18 protein-coding genes are annotated in these 16,324 nt (G+C 67.7%); 8 read left to right on the forward strand and 10 right to left on the reverse strand.

Annotation, left to right across the window (positions count from 1 at the left end; genetic code table 11):
* Positions 1-105: 105 nt before the first annotated feature.
* Entirely contained in the window at positions 106-1,263 is a 1,158-nt protein-coding gene (locus J0J01_RS03145) for an acyl-CoA dehydrogenase family protein (protein ID WP_296378717.1), read from the reverse strand.
* 189 nt (positions 1,264-1,452) lie between these two features.
* On the opposite strand from J0J01_RS03145, the gene J0J01_RS03150 reads away from it, so the two are divergent.
* Positions 1,453-1,656: a hypothetical protein gene (locus J0J01_RS03150; RefSeq protein WP_296378718.1), complete on the forward strand. Its 204-nt coding sequence runs from the start codon at positions 1,453-1,455 to the stop codon at positions 1,654-1,656.
* Here J0J01_RS03150 and J0J01_RS03155 read toward each other — a convergent pair.
* The 3 genes from J0J01_RS03155 to J0J01_RS03165 are packed head-to-tail and all read right to left on the reverse strand — an operon-like array spanning position 1,653 to position 6,621.
* Complete coding sequence (locus J0J01_RS03155) at positions 1,653-2,624, reverse strand: SDR family oxidoreductase (protein WP_296378719.1); 972 nt, start codon at positions 2,622-2,624, stop codon at positions 1,653-1,655. The genes J0J01_RS03150 and J0J01_RS03155 overlap by 4 nt on opposite strands.
* A complete protein-coding gene (locus tag J0J01_RS03160) occupies positions 2,621-3,208 on the reverse strand; it encodes a DUF1080 domain-containing protein (protein ID WP_296378720.1) in 588 nt (195 codons plus the stop codon). The genes J0J01_RS03155 and J0J01_RS03160 overlap by 4 nt, the downstream gene beginning before the upstream one ends.
* Positions 3,209-3,258: 50 nt before the next feature.
* On the reverse strand, positions 3,259-6,621 hold the full coding sequence (locus J0J01_RS03165) for a carboxyl transferase domain-containing protein (RefSeq protein WP_296378721.1): 3,363 nt from the start codon (positions 6,619-6,621) through the stop codon (positions 3,259-3,261).
* A gap of 14 nt (positions 6,622-6,635) precedes the next feature.
* On the opposite strand from J0J01_RS03165, the gene J0J01_RS03170 reads away from it, so the two are divergent.
* Positions 6,636-7,091, forward strand: a complete 456-nt coding sequence (locus J0J01_RS03170) for a flavodoxin family protein (RefSeq protein ID WP_296378722.1) — start codon at positions 6,636-6,638, stop codon at positions 7,089-7,091.
* A gap of 148 nt (positions 7,092-7,239) precedes the next feature.
* Here the strand turns inward: J0J01_RS03170 and J0J01_RS03175 are convergent, their stop codons facing one another.
* The 4 genes from J0J01_RS03175 to J0J01_RS03190 all read right to left on the reverse strand — a co-directional run bounded on the left by J0J01_RS03175 (position 7,240) and on the right by J0J01_RS03190 (position 11,959).
* Positions 7,240-8,541: an LLM class flavin-dependent oxidoreductase gene (locus J0J01_RS03175; RefSeq protein WP_296378723.1), complete on the reverse strand. Its 1,302-nt coding sequence runs from the start codon at positions 8,539-8,541 to the stop codon at positions 7,240-7,242.
* Between the two features lie 140 nt (positions 8,542-8,681).
* A complete protein-coding gene (locus J0J01_RS03180) occupies positions 8,682-9,452 on the reverse strand; it encodes a glucose 1-dehydrogenase (RefSeq protein WP_296378724.1) in 771 nt (256 codons plus the stop codon).
* 103 nt (positions 9,453-9,555) lie between these two features.
* On the reverse strand, positions 9,556-10,779 hold the full coding sequence (locus J0J01_RS03185; protein ID WP_296378725.1) for an acyl-CoA dehydrogenase family protein: 1,224 nt from the start codon (positions 10,777-10,779) through the stop codon (positions 9,556-9,558).
* A 79-nt stretch (positions 10,780-10,858) separates the two neighbouring features.
* A complete protein-coding gene (locus tag J0J01_RS03190) occupies positions 10,859-11,959 on the reverse strand; it encodes an acyl-CoA dehydrogenase family protein (protein ID WP_296378726.1) in 1,101 nt (366 codons plus the stop codon).
* Between the two features lie 30 nt (positions 11,960-11,989).
* On the opposite strand from J0J01_RS03190, the gene J0J01_RS03195 reads away from it, so the two are divergent.
* From J0J01_RS03195 to J0J01_RS03220, 6 genes are read left to right on the forward strand one after another with little or no spacing between them, the layout of a single operon-like run.
* Positions 11,990-12,340, forward strand: coding sequence for a DOPA 4,5-dioxygenase family protein (locus tag J0J01_RS03195; RefSeq protein WP_296378727.1), 351 nt, complete (start codon positions 11,990-11,992; stop codon positions 12,338-12,340).
* Positions 12,341-12,345: 5 nt separating this feature from the next.
* Positions 12,346-12,828, forward strand: coding sequence for a CinA family protein (locus J0J01_RS03200; RefSeq protein WP_296378728.1), 483 nt, complete (start codon positions 12,346-12,348; stop codon positions 12,826-12,828).
* A complete protein-coding gene (locus J0J01_RS03205; protein WP_296378729.1) occupies positions 12,812-13,030 on the forward strand; it encodes a hypothetical protein in 219 nt (72 codons plus the stop codon). The genes J0J01_RS03200 and J0J01_RS03205 overlap by 17 nt, the downstream gene beginning before the upstream one ends.
* On the forward strand, positions 12,991-13,467 hold the full coding sequence (locus tag J0J01_RS03210; protein ID WP_296378730.1) for a hypothetical protein: 477 nt from the start codon (positions 12,991-12,993) through the stop codon (positions 13,465-13,467). Before J0J01_RS03205 ends, J0J01_RS03210 begins: the two co-directional genes overlap by 40 nt.
* Positions 13,468-13,495: 28 nt before the next feature.
* Positions 13,496-13,741, forward strand: a complete 246-nt coding sequence (locus J0J01_RS03215) for a type II toxin-antitoxin system prevent-host-death family antitoxin (protein WP_296378731.1) — start codon at positions 13,496-13,498, stop codon at positions 13,739-13,741.
* Complete coding sequence (locus tag J0J01_RS03220) at positions 13,738-14,124, forward strand: type II toxin-antitoxin system VapC family toxin (RefSeq protein WP_296378733.1); 387 nt, start codon at positions 13,738-13,740, stop codon at positions 14,122-14,124. The genes J0J01_RS03215 and J0J01_RS03220 overlap by 4 nt, the downstream gene beginning before the upstream one ends.
* 6 nt (positions 14,125-14,130) lie before the next feature.
* Here J0J01_RS03220 and J0J01_RS03225 read toward each other — a convergent pair whose 3' ends face one another.
* Both J0J01_RS03225 and J0J01_RS03230 read right to left on the reverse strand, forming a co-directional pair.
* The gene (locus J0J01_RS03225) at positions 14,131-14,829 is read right to left on the reverse strand and encodes a hypothetical protein (RefSeq protein ID WP_296378734.1); all 699 of its coding nucleotides are present in this window, start codon (positions 14,827-14,829) and stop codon (positions 14,131-14,133) included.
* Positions 14,830-14,884: 55 nt separating this feature from the next.
* A complete protein-coding gene (locus J0J01_RS03230) occupies positions 14,885-16,297 on the reverse strand; it encodes a serine protease (protein WP_296378736.1) in 1,413 nt (470 codons plus the stop codon).
* Between the last annotated feature and the right edge of the window lie 27 nt (positions 16,298-16,324).

Below are 16,324 nucleotides of genomic sequence, written 5' to 3' on the forward strand. Positions count from 1 at the left end.
CTATCCGCGACGGTGGGGTCAGAAGCCGCAGTCGTGTTGTCGCCCATGACCCCTCCGTCGGCGTATGACGCCGACACCTCCCGATTTGAATGGAGAGGATTCCGGTCACATCAGCGGCGGCGGGCCGGACATGCCGAGCGCGTGCGAGCCGAATAGCGGCGCCTGCACGTCGGGTGAGAACATGACATGCGCGTTACAGGCGTGGGCGTCGCGGAACAGCCGCTGCACCGAGTTCTTGAGATAGAGCCCGCTCGAGCCCGACACGTTCATCAGGATGTTCACCGCCTCGAAGCTGAGCCGCACCGAGAAGAAGGCGTCGCGCCGGTAGCGCAGCTTGTCGGCGTGCTGGACCTCGCGGCCCTCGCGCGCCACCGCCATGGCGTGGCCACAAACGCCGCGCATCAACATCTCGGCAGTGTCGATCCGCGCACTCGCCTCGGCGACCTTGATCTGGATCGCCTGGCTCATGCCGACCGGCATGCCCGTCGAGGTGGCGTTACGCTTGCGCGCCGCACCGACGACTTGCTCGTAGGCGCCCTGCGCGCAGCCCAGCATCACGCCCGACAGCACGTAAGGCCCCAATGCCAGAAGGGGCAACTTCCACAACAGGCCCGGATTCATCGCGGAGCCCGCATGCGGTTCGCCGGTCATCGCCCAGGCGGAGATGGTTCGATACTCCGGCACGTATAGCTTGGTGGTCGCAACGTCCTTGGAGCCCGTGCCGGCAAGGCCCACCGCATGCCAGGTATCGATGATCTCGTACTGCGAGCGATGGCAGAGCGCGAACCGGTGATCGACCGGCGGCCCATCGTCGCGCTCCCGCACGATGAAGCCCAGCATGTTCCAGTCGGAGTTGTCGACGCCTGAGGACAACGGCCAGCGGCCGGTCACTTCCCAGCCGCCGTCGACCTTGCGCCCTTGGCCGCAGGGAAAGGCGAGCGAGGTTGCAATCAGGGTGTCGGGCGAGACGTCCCAGATCTCGTCCTGGATGCGCGGATCGCAGTAGCCCAGCATCCAGTGGTGGCTGGCGAGATTGCCGAAATTCCACGCCGTCGAGGGACAGACCCGCGCCAGCTCGGCACAGACATCCACGAAGATTTGAACGTCGAGCTCCGCCCCGCCGACCCGCCTTGGTTGAGCGACGCGAAACAGCCCCGCCTCATGCAGGTCGCGCTCGGTCTCGTCCGGCAACCGGCGCAGCCGCTCGCACGCCTCGGCACGCTCGGCCAGCACCGGCTTGAGCGCGCCCGCCCGCGCCAACATCTCCTCGTAACCAACATCTGCGAAGGACGTTCGCTTCGTGGGCAGCACAGGCGACGGAGACCACGAGATCGGCCCTGCGTCGGGCATGGCTATTTCCTCCCGGGAAATTCGGCGTGAGGGAAAAGCGATTCCATTGCGATGACCATCCTTCGTCCCCAAGTAAGCACTGAGCAAGAGCGGAGTGAGTCCATGTCCGAGCCGCTAGTCGTCGAAGTCTGGGGCAAGCCTGCGGGCGTCGTCCTCAGGGAAGGCAAGACCTTCCGCTTCCACGCCTTCGCCCGTCCCTTCTCCGAGCTGGACGGCGCCGAGTTCAACACGCTGGGCCATGCCCGGCTGGCCGCCGCCAAACTCCAGCCGGTCCCGGTCGTCGCCCCTCCCCCGCGCCTCAGCTAGCGCGCCACCTTCCAACCCGCCTCGATCGCGAAGCGCTGGAAGAAGTCGACGTCGTAGGCCTGCTCGGGAGAGCGGCGCACCCATTCATCGATCTTGTGCGCATCCTCGCCGACCAGGATGCGCCAGCGGTCCTCCTTGACGCCGTCGAGGATGACCTTGGCGGCCTCGGCTGCCGTCATCGGCGCCTCGGCCAGGAAGCGGCGGGCGCGCTCGCGCACCGCCTCCTCGATATCGCCGTCCGACATCCTCGAGACATCGTGGCCGCCCGCCTTGAGCCGGGCCCGCGCCTGCTCGACCTGCTTGGGCGTCAGCTTGTCGGTGTCGTTGCCGGCCTGGACCTTGCCGGTATTGGCTGCAATGCCGGTGCCGATATGGCCCGGCATCACCACCGAGCACTTGATGTGCGGCGCGTTCAGCCGCAGGTCGGTCTGCAGCGCCTCGGAGAAGCCCTTCACCGCGAACTTGGCGGCCGCGTAGGCGGTCTGCGGGATGTTGACGCCGATCTGCGCCCAGAAGCCGTTGACGCTACTGGTGTTGACGATGTGCCCCTTGTCGGCCTTCTGCAGCATCGGCAGGAAGGCGCGGGTGCAGAGATAGACGCCGCCCCAGCAGATGTTGAACGTCCGCTCCCACTCCTCGCGGCTGTTGACGAACATCGACGAGCCGCCGCCGATGCCGGCGTTGTTGAACAGCAGGTGGATGCGGTCGGTCCGGTGCTGCGCGGCCACATCGTCACGGAACCGCAACACTTGCGCTTCATCCGAGACGTCGGCGATGAACGTCGTGATGCGCACGCCCTGCGGCAGGCGCTCCCGCTCGCACATCGCCCTGGTCTCGGCCAGCCCGCGCTCCGAGACGTCGCAGGCGGCGATGCTGCAGCCTTCGGCCACGAGCTGGCGCACCAGCTCGCGGCCCATTCCCGAGCCGCCGCCCGTGACGACGGCCAGACGGCCCGAGAGGTCTCTCATGGCAGCGACCGGATCTGGACCAGGCGCCACTTCAGATTGCCGGAGCCGTACTGAAGCGCGATCGGGCCGGCGCCGGGCAGCCGCTTGTCGGTGACATCGACCGTCTTCTGGCCGTTGAAGATCACCACGAAGTGGTCGCCGACGGCGGTGATGTCGTAGGTGTTCCACTTGCCGCCCGCCTTGGGCATCGGGATCACCTTGGCGACGTCGACGATCGCGCCGGTGCCGTAGCTCGGATCGGGGCGCTTGTCGAAGATGTTGACCTCGTAGCAGTTCTTGGCGTCGATCGCCGTCGAGCTGTTGCAGCGGATGAAGATGCCGCTGTTGACGTCGTCGTCGGCCCAGAACTCGGCATGGATCTGGAAGTTCTTGTACGAGGCCCTGGTGACGAGATAGGCGGGATCCTTGCCCTCGAGCTTGTCGGCAACCAGCGCGCCGCCTTCGATCCGCCAGTTGGCCGAACCGACCTTGCCGAAGTCGCCCATGGTCTTGCCGTCGACGATGGTCGTCCACTTGGGATCCTGCGCCGACGCGGCAACGCTCAGCAACGCAACACCCGCAGCGATCGCTATCATACGTTTCATGGCGTTTCCCCCTTCACATATTGATTGACGGTGAACCATAGCAACCGGCGCTACCAGGTGTCGATGCAGGGCCGGCGCTTGGTGCCATGGCCCGGCCGGCGCGGAGCGCCGAGCAGGCCAGTCGCCACCCATTTGCGCGAATCGGCCGGATCGATGACCTCGTCGACCTCGAAATAGGTCGCGGTCGATAAAGCCTTGCCACGGGCGTAGGCGGCCGCGACCATCTTGTCGAACAGCGCGCGCCGCTCGCCGGCATCGCTCACCGCCTCGAGCTCCTTGCGGTAGCCGAGCTTGACCGCGCCTTCGAGCCCCATGCCGCCGAACTCGCCGGTCGGCCAGGCGATCGCGAAGGTGCCGGCATGGAAGCTGCCGCCCGCCATCGCCTGCGCGCCCAGGCCATAGGCCTTGCGCAGCACGATGGTGCCGAACGGCACGCCGAGATTGGCGCCGGTCACGAACAGCCGCGAGCAGTGGCGCACCAGAGCGGTCTTCTCGACCTCCGGCCCGACCATCATGCCGGGCGTGTCGCACAGGAACAGCACCGGCAGGTCGAAGGCATCGCAGAGCTGCAGGAATCGCGCCGCCTTGTCCGAGCCGTCGGAGTCGATGGCGCCCGCCAGATGCACCGGGTTGTTGGCGACGATGCCCAGCGGCTTGCCCTCGATGCGCGCCAGCACCGTCACCATCCCGGGCCCGAAGGCGCGACGGATCTCCAGCACCGAGCCCTCGTCGCACATCGTCTCGATCACCTGCCGCACGTCGTAGACACGCAGCCGGTTCTCCGGAATCGCGCGGCGCAGCAGCCGCTGGTCGGCTGAGCGCCAGTCGGGCAGCGCGCCCTGGAAATAGGACAGGTACTTGCGCGCGACGGCGACCGCTTCGGCCTCGTCCTCGACCGCGATGTCGACGGTGCCGTTGGGCACCTGCACGCTCATCGGTCCCACTTCCTCGGGCGCGAACACGCCGAGATTGCCGCCCTCGATCATCGCCGGCCCGCCCATGCCGATCGACGAGTTCTTGGTCGCGATCACCACGTCGCAGCAGCCGAGGAGCGCCGCATTGCCGGCGAAGCAGCGGCCCGAATTGATGCCGACCAGCGGCGACACGCCCGACAGCCGCCCGAAGATGTGGAAGGCCATGGTGTTGAGGCCGGCCACCGACTGCACGTCGACATCGCCGGGCCGCCCGCCGCCGCCTTCGGTGAAAAAGACCAGCGGGAGGCGCTGCTCCTCGACGATTTCGAACAGCCGGTCTTTTTTGTGATGGTTGGTCTTGCCCTGCGTCCCCGCGAGCACCGTGTAGTCGTAATGCGCGATCGCGACCCGGCTGCGGTCCGGCCCGAACAGCGAGCCGTTGACCCGGCCCACACCGGTGATCAGGCCGTCGGCCGGCGTGCGCTCGACCAGGTCCTCGACGGTGCGGCGCGTCCGCTGGCTGGCGATCGCGAAGGCGCCCCATTCGATGAACGAGCCGGGATCGAGCAGGTCGTCGAGATTCTGCCGCGCCGTGCGCTGGTTGGTCTTGCGCCGGCGGCCGACCGCCTCCGGCCGCTTGTCGTCGAGCGTCATCGCCCGGCGCTCGAAATACTCGGCGAGATCGGGGCGGATGTAGTCGAGGTCGATCTTCTCCTCGACCGCGGCGCCCTTCACCTCGACGTCCGCTTCCTCGACGAACAGCAACGGCGCGCCTTCGTAGATCGTCTCGCCCGCCTCAACCGCGATGCGCCGCACATAGCCGCGCGCCGGGCTCTTGATCTCGTGCTGCATCTTCATGGCGTCCATGATCAGCAGCGGCTGGCCGGCGGCGACGGCGTCGCCTTCTTTGACCGCCAAAGTGACAATAGTCCCCTGCATGGGGGCGGGCACCGGGACCCCCACCCAACCCTCCTCCTCCGGGGGAGGGTTTATGACCTTCGCTCCCTCCCCCGCAGGGGGAGGGTTGGGGAGGGGGTGAGCCCCACTCGTGGTCTTGCCGAAAGTCAGCACCGCCAGCGGATCAACCGCATCGACCTTGGCGCCGGCCTGCCGTCCGCCGCTGCTCGCAGGGGCTGCCGCCTGGAAGTAGCGGCCGCCATTCAGCTTCGCCGCCGTGCCGATCAGCTTCTTCGCGTGCTCGTCGACGAAGCGGGTGTGGACCTTGTCGGCCCTTACGTCCTTGTCGCCGATCAGTGCGCGCAGGAAGCCGAGATTCGACGGCGCCCCCTCCAAGCGGAAGCCGGCCAGCGCCCGCTCGGCGCGCGCCAGGGCCGCGTCGTAGCTCGGCGCCTTGACGATCACCTTGGCGAGCAGCGAATCGAAGTTGGGATTGGTGCGGTAGCCCGCATAGCCGTAGGTGTCCACCCGCACACCCGGGCCCGACGGCGGCTCGAACACCGAGAGCGTGCCGCCGCCCGGCTTGGCCGAGCCGTCCTCGGTCATGGTCTCCATGTTGACCCGCAACTGGATCGCCGCGCCCTGCGGGCCGTCCGCCTTGGGCAGCTCTCCGCGCAATTGCGCCTGCACCAGATCGACGCCCCACACCTCTTCGGTGACGGTGTGCTCGACTTGCAGGCGCGGATTGGCTTCGATGAAGAAGAAGTCGCTGCCCTCGACCAGGAACTCGAAGGTGCCGAGGCTGCGATATTTGACGGCCTTCGCCATCGCCAGCGCCGCATCGACGATCTTCTTTCGCAGCGCCGGCTTGAGGCCGGGGCTCGGCGCCAGCTCGACGATCTTCTGGCTGCGGCGCTGCAGGCTGCATTCGCGCTCGCCCAGCGCCACCACGCCCTTGCCGTCGCCGACGATCTGGATCTCGATGTGGCGCGCCTGGCGCACCAGCCGCTCGGCATAGAGCGCGCCGTTGCCGAAGGCGGCCTTCGCCTCGGCCGAGGCGCGGACGAAGGCGTCGGCGATCGCGGCTTCGTCGGTGATCAGGCGCATGCCGCGGCCGCCGCCGCCGGCGATCGCCTTCAGCGCGATCCCCGACTTCGCATGCTTCTTGAAGAAGGCGGTCGCGCCCGCGACGTCGACTTCGTCGGTGCCCGGCAGGACCGGCACCTTGCACTTCCGGGCGTGCGCCCGGGCGCGGGCCTTGTCGCCGAACAGATCGATCTGCTCGGGCGTCGGGCCGACGAAGGCGATCCTGGCCGCGGCGCAGGCCCGTGCGAAGGCGGCGTTCTCCGACAAAAAGCCATAGCCCGGATGGACCGCATCGCACTTCGCGGCCTTCGCCGCCGCGACCACGCCAGCGATGTCGAGATAGGAAGCGGCGCCGCGGCCCTTCAGCGCCACCGCCTCGTCGACCCGTTTCACGTGAAGCGAGGTGGCGTCGTCCTCGGAGTGCACGCCGACGGTCGCGATGCCGAGCTCGGCCGCCGCCTCGGCGATGCGGATGGCGATCTCGCCGCGATTGGCGATCAGAAGTCTCTTGATCATGTTAGAACCGGTCCATGAAACGGCTGCTGATCGTGGCACATGCGCCGTCGGAGAACACCCGGGCCCTCAGGGACGCCGTCGAGCGCGGCGCGCTGGGCGAAACCGGCATCGAGGTCAAGGTCGTGGCGCCCCTGCAGTCCGGCCCCGACGACGTGCTGGCGGCGCAGGCGGTCATCCTCGGCACCACCGAGAATCTGGGCTACATGAGCGGCGCGCTGAAGGACTTCTTCGACCGCTCCTACAATCCCCTGCTCGAGCGCACGCAAGGGCTGCCCTGCGCGGTCTACATCCGCGCCGGCAGCGACGGCACCGGCACGCGGCGCGGCATCGAGACCATCCTGACCGGCCTGCGCTGGAAGATGGTTCAGGAGCCCTTGACCTGCCGTGGCCCCTGGCAGCCCGCCTTCGTCGAGCAGTGCGAGGAGCTGGGCGCGGCCATGGCGGCCGGGCTCGCCGCCGGCATCTTCTAGCGGCGGCGAAAACGGAGAGTGCGCCAAAAACGGGGAAAACGGTCGAAAACGGCAGCAGACGGCGATGTTCATGATCTCCTACGGGAAAACTCAAAGTCTCCCATAGTTAATCATAAATATATGATCGAGTCAACCGCGGCGCCTGGAGCTACTCTGCCGCCTGCTTTTTCTTGTCGTCGGCGACGTCGGTCATCATCACCGCGATGTCGGCGTTGACGTGGTGGGTCGGCCCCTCGGTTGCCTGCCCCGCCTGCACGACGTTGCGGCCGTAGGCGATCACCGTCGGGATCGCCTCGCGCGCGACCGGCGCCATGCGCTGCTTGCGCTTCAGCGCCGCCTCGATGAAGGGCGCGAGTTCCCGCGCCTTCTTCGCGTCGCGTTCGGCCTGGTCGGCCTTGAGCACCGGCATGACCTGGGCGGCGAACAGCTCGAGCGCCTCGCAGATATGCTCATGCCTGTTGCGGCCACCCTGCTGAATGAACACCACCTGATCGACGCCGGCGTCCTGGTACTGCTTCAGGTGCCCGATCAGGTCGGCCGGCGTGCCGATGCCGCTGCCGCGCCCCGCCGGCGGCAGCTTGTCCTTGGCCGCCTCGAAACGCTCCCAGACGTTGGTCACGCCCGGCTGATGGTTGCCGTAGACGTAGAAGTGGCCCAGCGAATAGCCGAAGAACTGGAAGCCCTCGGAGCCGCGGGCGCGCGCCTCGGCGGCATCCTCGTGCACCGAGAAGCCGGTCACCATGGCGATGTTGGCGTTGACCGTGTGGCCGATCGGCACGCACTCCTCGCTCTTGATGATGTCGTAATATTCGTGCGCCCACTTGCCGGCCTCGGCCGGATCGACGAAGGCGAAGGTCAGCGCGCCGATACCGGCGCGCGCTGCGGCATGGATGGTCTCGCGCTTCGAGCACGCCACCCAGATCGGCGGATGCGGCTTCTGCAGGGGCTTGGGCACGACGTTGCGCACCGGCATGGAGAAGAACTTGCCCTGAAAGCCGGGATACGGGCTCATCGCCATCATGTTGGCGGTCTGCTCGACCGCCTCGGCCCACATCGCCTTCTTCTGGTCGGGATCGATGCCGAAGCCCTCGAGCTCGACCCGCGACGCCGATTCGCCGGTGCCCCAGTCGACCCGGCCGTCGGCAATCAGATCGAGCGTGGCGATGCGCTCGGCCACCCGCGCCGGGTGGTTGTAGCCCGGCGGCGCCAGCACGACGCCGTGGCCGATGCGGATGTTCTTCGTCCGCGCCGCGCAGGCGGCAAGGAAGACCTCGGGCGCCGAGGAGTGCGCATACTCCTCGAGGAAGTGATGCTCGACCTCCCAGATGTGGTCGATGCCGAGCCGGTCGGCCAGCTCGACCTGGGCGAGCGCATCCTTGAACAACCGGTGCTCGGTGTCGCCGTCCCACGGCCGCGGAAGCTGGTGCTCGTAGAGGAGTCCGAAACGCATTGTGTGTCCTCTCGTATGAGTCTGATCGCTGGTCCAGCTCTCGCTGTCATCCCGAGCGCAGCGAGGGATCTATGGGTCGCAACATAGATCCCTCGCTGCGCTCGGGATGACACCGTTACCTTTTCTACTTCTCCGCCTACCTAGTGCGCGGTCCAGCCGCCGTCGACGACCAGGCCAGCGCCGGTCATGAAGCTCGCATCGTCCGACGCCAGGAACACGATGCCCTTGGCGATGTCCTCGGCCACGCCCAGCCGGCCGATCGGATGCAGGCCGAGCGTCGTCTTGCGCGCCTGCTCGGTGTCGTTGGTGCCGACCTGCTGGGCGCGCATCACGAAGGTCTTCTGGCCCATGTCGGTCTCGATCAGGCCGGGATGGATCGAGTTCACCCGGATGCCGTAGCCCTTGCGGCCGAACTCCAGCGCCGTCGACTTGGTGAACAGGGTCACGCCGCCTTTGGTCAGCGAATAGAGCGGGTCGAGCTGCGAGCCGACCAGGCCCGCGATCGAGGCCAGGTTGACGATGTTTCCCTTGGTCTTCTTGAGGTGCGGCAGCGCCGCCCGCGTGCCCAGCACCACGCCGGTCAGATTGACCGCGACCAGCTTGTGCCAGTCGTCGAGCGAAGCCTCCTCGACGCCCTTGCCGTTGAAGATGCCGGCGTTGTTGACCAGCACGTCGAGCTTGCCATGCGCCTTGACCGTGGCGTCCAGGGCGGCGACCCAGCTCGCCTCCTGCGTGACGTCGAGATGGAGATAGGTCGCGCCGATCTCCCGGGCGTGCTTGGTGCCGACCTCGTCCAGCACGTCGCCGATCACTACCTTGGCGCCCGCTTCGACCATCCGTTTGGCCGTCGCGCCGCCGATGCCGCGCGCCGCGCCACTGAGAAATGCGACTTTACCGTCGAGCCTGTTCATTTCGTTTCCTCCACTTCGTCGTCTCGACCGAGGAGCGCAGCGACGAGTGGAGAGACCTTGTCTGCTTCCGACACGGCCCCTCGGCTGCGCTCGGGGCGACGGGTTATTTCTTCCCGAGTTGGTTAAAAGGCACGTCCTTGTCGACGCGGACATCCGCCGGCAGGCCGAGCACCCGCTCGGCCACGATGTTGCGCAGGATCTCGTCGGTGCCGCCGGCGATGCGGAAGCCGGCGCCGCCGATCCATTGCGCCTGGAAGCCGGCCGCCTGCGGCACGTCCTCCTTCATGATGCCGGCCGGGCCCATCAGCTCCATGGCGAAGGCGCCCATATCCTGCATCTTGGGCGCGGCGACGATCTTGATGATCGACGACTCAGGCCCCGGCGTCTGGCCCTTCGACAAAGCCGTGAGCGTGCGATAGCGCGTCAGCTTCAGGCCCTGCTGCTGGACGTACCAGTCGGCGATCTTGCCGCGGACCTGCTGGTTGCGGATCGCCGGCCCGTCGTCGAGATCGGTGTCGCGCGCCAGCTCCATCAGCTCGTCGACGTCGAGGCCCCCCGACGGCAGGCCAACGGCAAGTCGCTCGTTCATCAACGTGGTGAGCGCGGCCTTCCAGCCCTCGCCCACCTTGCCCAGCCGCTGGCTGTCGGGGATGCGCACGTCGGTGAAGAACACCTCGTTGAAGTTGGCGCCACCCGACATCTGCTTGATCGGCCGCACCTCGACGCCCGGCGTCTTCATCGACAGGAAGAACATCGTCAGGCCGGCGTGCTTGGGCACGTTCGGATCGGTGCGGGTGATGATGATGCCGAAGTCGGAGTAATGCGCGCCCGAGGTCCAGACCTTCTGGCCGTTGATCACCCAGCCCTCACCGTCGCGCTCGGCGCGGGTGCGGATGCCGGCGACGTCGGAGCCGGCGGCGGGCTCGGAGAAGAGCTGGCACCAGATTTCCTCGCCGTGCAGCGCGGGCTTCACGTAGCGCGCCAGGTGCTCAGGCGAGGCGTAGGCCATCATGGTCGGGATGCACATGCCGAGCCCGATGTCGAAGAAGCCCAGCGGCACCAGGTAGTTCGATTTCTCCTGCTGGTAGATCACCTGCAGGATCGGCGAGGCGCCGCGGCCGCCGAATTCCTTCGGCCAGGTCATGCGGGCATAGCCGGCGGCGGCCTCCTTGGCCTGCCACTCCCTGGCCTTCTCGAGCAGGTTGGGATCGTCGTTGCGGGCGCGGAAGCTCTGCCGATCGTCGCTCTTGCGCGTCGCGTTGGCGTCGAGCCAGGCGCGCACTTCCTTGCGGAAGGCGGCTTCCTCGGGCGTGTCGTTGAAGTCCATAAAGAGTCTCCATCCGTAGCCCCTCCCCCGTCTGCGGGGGAGGTGTCGGCGTCTTCGCCGACGGAGGGGTCATGGGTTGCTAGGCAGCGTTCTTCTGTTCGAGCCGGGTCACCAGCTTGTCCTTCCAGGCCATCGGCCCGCCGATCGACAAGGCCATCACGCGCGCCCGCCGGTAATGGAACTGGGTGTCGGCCTCCCAGGTGAAGCCGATGCCGCCATGGGTCTGGATGTTCTCCTTCGAGGCGAAGTCGTAGGCGTCGGTCGCGGCAATGCGGGCCGCTGCGGCGGCCAGCGGCAGATCGGCGCCGCCGTCGGTCAGCATCATCGCGCCGTAATAGGCGTTGGAGCGCGCCAGCTCCAGTTTGACGTAGCAGTCGGCGAGCTTGTGCTTGATCGCCTGGTAGGAGCCGATGGCGCGGCCGAACGCCTGGCGCTGCAGGGCGTAGTCGCGCGCCATCCACATCGCCGCCTCGGCGCCGCCGACCTGGGCGAAGGCGAAGTAGACCGCCGCCGCATCGTACAGCCGCTCGAGCAGGGTCCAGCCGTCGCCCTCGGCGCCCAGCAGCTCGGCCGACGCACCGTCGAAGGTCAGCTCGGCATGCTTGCGCGCCGGATCGACGGTCTCGACGCGCTTCTTGGCCACGCCCTTCTGGTTGAGGTCGACCAGCACCAGCCCGTTCTTCGCCAGCACCACGGCGAAGGTCGCCGCGTCGCCGTCGGCCACCGGCACCTTCTTGCCGTTGAGGAAGCCGCCGCCGTAAGTCGTCGCGACGTTGCGCGGCTTGGGCGGCTGCGCGCCTTCGGACACCGCGAGCGTGCCGATCGCCTTGCCTTCGGCGAGCAGCGGCAGCCACTTCTTCTTCTGCGCCTCCGAGCCCGCGAGCTTGATCGCCTCGGTTGCCAGCACGACGGACGTATCGAACGGCACCGGCGCGGCGGCGCGGCCGATCTCCTCGGCGACGACGCAGAGCTCGAGCGGCGACAGGCCGAGGCCGCCATAGGCCTCCGGGATGCCGACGCCCGGCACGCCCAGCTCGACGAGGCCCGTCCAGACCTCCTCGGCATAGGCTTCGGGGCCGTCGAGCACGCGGCGCACGACCTTGGTCGGGCATTTGTCGGTAAGGAACTTGCGGACCTGCTCCTTGAGGAGCTTCTGGTCGTCTGAGAAATCGAAGTTCATGATGCGGACAGGCTAGCATAGGGTTCAGGCATGGAAACCCCGCAGATCAAAGACTGGCACGCCCACGTCTACTTCGATCCCGCCACGCGAGACGCCGCATGGGCGTTGCGCGAAAGGATCGAGAAGCAATTCGACATCGTGATGGGCCGCTTCCACGAGAAGCCGGTCGGCCCGCACCCGATGTTCAGCTACCAGGTGACGGTGCGGAACGACCAGTTCGCACCGGTCGTGTCGTGGCTGACCCTGAACCACGGCGACCTCACCGTGTTCATCCATCCCAACACCGGGCAGGATCTCGAGGACCATCGCGACCGCGCCGTCTGGATCGGGAAGTCGATGCCGCTGGTGCTGAGCCTGTTCACCGACCAAAAAAAGGACTGATCGACATGGATACTCTGCTGCCGCTCGCCAAACAGGTCGGCGAGAAGCTGAAGGCGCGCAAGGAGACGGTCGGCATCTCCGAATCGTCGGCGGGCGGGCTGATCTCCGCCGTGCTGCTCGCGGTGCCCGGCGCCTCGGCCTATTTCATGGGCGGCGCCGTGGTCTATACGCGCCCCGCAGGCGAGGCGTTCCTGACCGCGACGCCGTCCAAGCGCGCCGGCATCCGGTCGTCGTCCGAGCCGTGGGCCACCCTCGCCGCCGAGCTGGTGCGCGAGCGGCTCAACACGACCTGGGGCCTGGCCGAGACCGGCGCGTCGGGCCCGACCGGCAACTCCTACGGCGATCCCGCCGGCCACACCTGCGTCGCCGTCGTCGGCCCCAAGGGCAAGATCGCCCGCACCTTGCGCACCGGCTCCAGCGACCGCGTCGCCAACATGCGCGCGTTCGCGGCCGAGGCGCTCAAGCTGCTGGATGAGCAGCTTTCCTGACGCAGTGGCGGAGTCGATCGGCCCGGTGCGCTGGCGGCTCCAGGTGCCGCATCTTGGGCTTACCGACTACCGCAAGCTGCAGCGCCTCATGCTGCGCCAGTACGCGCGGCGCTCGCGCCGGACAATTATCGCCATCTGCGCCGCGATCGGCCTGGCGATGGGGTGCCCACGCTGGCGGCCGGCCACTGGAATGTCCGGGTAGGTGGCAACCTGGCCTTCGGCATCGGCCTCCACACACTCCTGATCGTCGAACACCACCGCATCCAATGGGCCTTGATTGCGCTCGCCCTCGCGGGCGCGGTCGTCACATGGCTGTTCTTGGTCGCGAACTACAGGGTGCTGATGCGGCGCATCTACGACACGTCGCTCCGCACCACGCCACACTGGTCGCTCGAGATCGGCGAGAACGGCCTGTACATGGTGCTGAACGAGATCACCGCGACGATCCCCTGGTTGGACGTCCTCAGCCTGCAGTCGAGCATGACCGCGAGCTTCCTCACCTTGAAAGGCTACTTCAAAGCGCTCGGAATCTCGCATGCGGGCTTCGCGACCGACGCCGACCGCGATGCCTGCCTCGCCTTTCTGAAAGCGAAGATTCCAGCGTCTTCACCGGTTGAAACTGAACGTCCAATGAACTAAGTTCAGTTAGTTTAGTTCTCCGGACGCCATGAAACAGGTCAACATCCACGACGCCAAGACGAACCTCTCCAAGCTGGTCGACAAAGCGGCCAAAGGCGAGCCGTTTGTGATCGCCAAGGCTGGCAAGCCCTTGGTCAAGGTCGTCGCGTTGGACTCGCCATCGCACAGCGAGGTCCGCCGCCTGGGCTTCATGGCCAAGCAACTGAAAGTCCCGGATGACTTCGATCGGATGGGCGCGTCCGAAATTGCCCGGCTATTCGGCTCCGCCCCGTGAACTTCCTGCTCGATACCCACGTCCTGTTGTGGGCGGCAGGACAGCCGGAAAAGCTTTCTCGCAGGACGCGAGGCTTGCTGAACGATCCGGCCAACTCGCTTCTCTTCAGTGCCGTCAGCCTCTGGGAGATCGTCATCAAGCAGACGCTTGGCCGAGACGATTTCAACGTCGATCCGCGACAACTGAGGCGCGGACTGCTCGACAACGACTACGGCGAGATTGCAATCACGAGCGCGCACGCGCTGGCGGTGGAAGGCTTGCCGCCACTGCATCGCGATCCCTTCGATCGAATGCTGCTGGCGCAGACGCATGTGGAAGGCTTCACGCTGCTGACCGCAGACGCCGCCGTCTTGCGCTATGCCGGTCTGGTACAGAAAGCCTAGACCAGTCTAGCGCACCCGATACAGCCGCACCGTCCAGCTCTTGCCGGCGTCGCTGCACAGCGCGCCGTCGGTGCCGTCGCGGCAGGCGAGCGCGGGCGGTGCGTCGCTGCTGCCGGCGTCGCAGGTCGGCTTGGCGTCGAGGCGCAGCTCGCGCCCTTCCCAGCGCGCCTGCGCCTGGGCGTGGCAGAAGAAGACGTTCGGTTGGTCGGTGCGGGTGTAGAGGTAGCGGCCGCCGCCCTTGTCGTCGACGAAGCACCAAGTGGTGGTGCCGCGATGTCCGCCATACGCGAAGTTGTCGGTGCGCCAGCAGCCCTTGAGGAATGCGAGGCTGCCGTCCGGCCGCTCGGGCAACTGCAGCGGGATGCTGGCCGGCGGCCGCGCCGCCGAGGTCGTGAACGGCTCGTTGGGCCGCGGATAGGGCGACGGCCGGCTGGTCGAGGGCGCCGCCATCGACGGCCGCGGTGCGCTGTAGGTCGAAGGCGGGGCCGGGCTCGAATAGCCGCCGGGCGGGACCGGCGTGATCGAGGGCTGCGGCGCCTGGTTGGTGCCGTTGGGCCAGCTCGGCCCGGTGCCGGTGACGCCGCCCAAGCCGCTGCCGATCCCGGTCGAGCCGCCGATCGGGCCGCCCGGCGCCACACCCTGTGCAGCCGCCGAGGCGCTCGCAAGCGCGGCGAGGATAGCCGCTACAAGGGCGATCCTGGACATGCCTGGATATTTGGGTCGACGGCCCGAGCGTCAAGTCACGGCTGGGTGTTCGGCGTCACTTCCAGCATTCGACCTGCGTGCTGGCCGCCTCGGCGCGGGCGGCGCGCTCGGTCGCCGGCACTTCGCGCGCGGCAGGATCGGCGGGCTCGTAGGCGATGTTGTGCGCCTCGAGGAAGTTCACCAGCGTCGTCACCTTGATCGCGAAGTTCACGTTCTGGGGGATGTCGCCGGTGAGGCGCGCGATCGCGACAGCGTTGAGCTTGGACACCACCACGCCCATCAGGCGGCCGGCCTCGTCGACCGCCGGGCCGCCGCTGTTGCCGGGCTGCACCGCCGCCGAGATCTGGATGAAGCGCGAGTCGTCGCGCAGGCCGCTCAGCGCCGTGACGTTGCCCAGCGTGGTGTTGCCGGCCGACGACAGTGCATCGGCCAGCGGATAGCCGAACACCAGCACCGGCTCGGCCGGCTTGATCGGCGCGCCGACGCGCAGCTTGAGGAAGGTCTTGCTCTGGGTCTGCACGCGCAGCGCCGCGAGATCGTCGGCGCGGCTGGTCGCCACGACGCGCGCCTTGCCGAGGTCGCCGCCGTTCTTGCGCAGGCGCAGGTCGACGCAGCCGTTGACCACATGGAAGTTGGTGACGACGGTGTCGGGCGCGATGAAGAAGCCGGTGCCCGCGCCCACGGCTTTCGGCACGCCGCCGGGTCCATTGCCCTGGCCGCCGGCGGGTGCGCGCGAGGCCACCGCCTTCTCGAGCTGCGACCGCACCGTGTCCGACGGCAAGCCGTCGCCGCGCTCGCCGATGCTCTTCTGGAAGGCCGAGATCGCCATGTTGGTCTTGAGCCCGGCGACGCCGTTGATCGGCCCGGGGTCGTAGCCGAGCCGCGTCAGCAGCGACTGGATCGCGGTCACCAGCAGGCTGCCCGAGGCCCCGGGCAGCGTTGCGGCGTGGCCCGGCGGCAGAGGCGGCACGGCTGGGCTCGCCGCCGCGTACTGTTTCACGCAGTCGCGGGTCCGTTGCAGCGCAGCTTCGATGCCGTCGAGGCTGATCGTGAAGCGCTTCTGGTTGGCCGACACCGTGAACTGCTGGCCCGACTTCAGTTCGCCGAAGATCTCCGGCGCCACGCTGAAGCCCATCCCGCGCCCGTTGAAGGCACGGCCGGTCGCCGTGTAGCTCGTGCCGCCCACCTGCAGGGTCGCGGTGTAGCTCTCCTTCGCCGTAAGCCCCCAGTCCGGCGCCTCGGCACCCACCGTCCAGACACCGTGGGCGGTGTAGCCGACGCCGAGGCCGAAGCCCTGGCTTTGCACGCGATAGAGCGTGCAATGGTCGAACGGACCCGCCGCGCCGCGCGTATAGGCCGTGACCTGCCAGGCGCCGACCTGGGTCGACGAGCCGGCGATGGGATCGGCCGCGGCGAGGCTCGGCAGCAGCCCCGCGCTGCACAGCACAGCCCACGCACCGACCTTCATGCCACAACCTCCCCGGGGGGAAGATGG

Source organism: Reyranella sp. (assembly GCF_017305915.1).
In the GTDB taxonomy this organism is placed as follows: Bacteria; Pseudomonadota; Alphaproteobacteria; order Reyranellales; family Reyranellaceae; genus Reyranella.

What these genes read in the sequence shown, in the direction of transcription:
- J0J01_RS03145 (WP_296378717.1), bottom strand. Translation starts at nt 1,263, where the DNA reads ATGTTGGCGCGGGCGGGCGCGCTCAAGCCGGTGCTGGCCGAGCGTGCC.
- J0J01_RS03150 (WP_296378718.1), top strand. Translation starts at nt 1,453, where the DNA reads ATGTCCGAGCCGCTAGTCGTCGAAGTCTGGGGCAAGCCTGCGGGCGTC.
- J0J01_RS03155 (WP_296378719.1), bottom strand. Translation starts at nt 2,624, where the DNA reads ATGAGAGACCTCTCGGGCCGTCTGGCCGTCGTCACGGGCGGCGGCTCG.
- J0J01_RS03160 (WP_296378720.1), bottom strand. Translation starts at nt 3,208, where the DNA reads ATGAAACGTATGATAGCGATCGCTGCGGGTGTTGCGTTGCTGAGCGTT.
- J0J01_RS03165 (WP_296378721.1), bottom strand. Translation starts at nt 6,621, where the DNA reads ATGATCAAGAGACTTCTGATCGCCAATCGCGGCGAGATCGCCATCCGC.
- J0J01_RS03170 (WP_296378722.1), top strand. Translation starts at nt 6,636, where the DNA reads ATGAAACGGCTGCTGATCGTGGCACATGCGCCGTCGGAGAACACCCGG.
- J0J01_RS03175 (WP_296378723.1), bottom strand. Translation starts at nt 8,541, where the DNA reads ATGCGTTTCGGACTCCTCTACGAGCACCAGCTTCCGCGGCCGTGGGAC.
- J0J01_RS03180 (WP_296378724.1), bottom strand. Translation starts at nt 9,452, where the DNA reads ATGAACAGGCTCGACGGTAAAGTCGCATTTCTCAGTGGCGCGGCGCGC.
- J0J01_RS03185 (WP_296378725.1), bottom strand. Translation starts at nt 10,779, where the DNA reads ATGGACTTCAACGACACGCCCGAGGAAGCCGCCTTCCGCAAGGAAGTG.
- J0J01_RS03190 (WP_296378726.1), bottom strand. Translation starts at nt 11,959, where the DNA reads ATGAACTTCGATTTCTCAGACGACCAGAAGCTCCTCAAGGAGCAGGTC.
- J0J01_RS03195 (WP_296378727.1), top strand. Translation starts at nt 11,990, where the DNA reads ATGGAAACCCCGCAGATCAAAGACTGGCACGCCCACGTCTACTTCGAT.
- J0J01_RS03200 (WP_296378728.1), top strand. Translation starts at nt 12,346, where the DNA reads ATGGATACTCTGCTGCCGCTCGCCAAACAGGTCGGCGAGAAGCTGAAG.
- J0J01_RS03205 (WP_296378729.1), top strand. Translation starts at nt 12,812, where the DNA reads ATGAGCAGCTTTCCTGACGCAGTGGCGGAGTCGATCGGCCCGGTGCGC.
- J0J01_RS03215 (WP_296378731.1), top strand. Translation starts at nt 13,496, where the DNA reads ATGAAACAGGTCAACATCCACGACGCCAAGACGAACCTCTCCAAGCTG.
- J0J01_RS03225 (WP_296378734.1), bottom strand. Translation starts at nt 14,829, where the DNA reads ATGTCCAGGATCGCCCTTGTAGCGGCTATCCTCGCCGCGCTTGCGAGC.
- J0J01_RS03230 (WP_296378736.1), bottom strand. Translation starts at nt 16,297, where the DNA reads ATGAAGGTCGGTGCGTGGGCTGTGCTGTGCAGCGCGGGGCTGCTGCCG.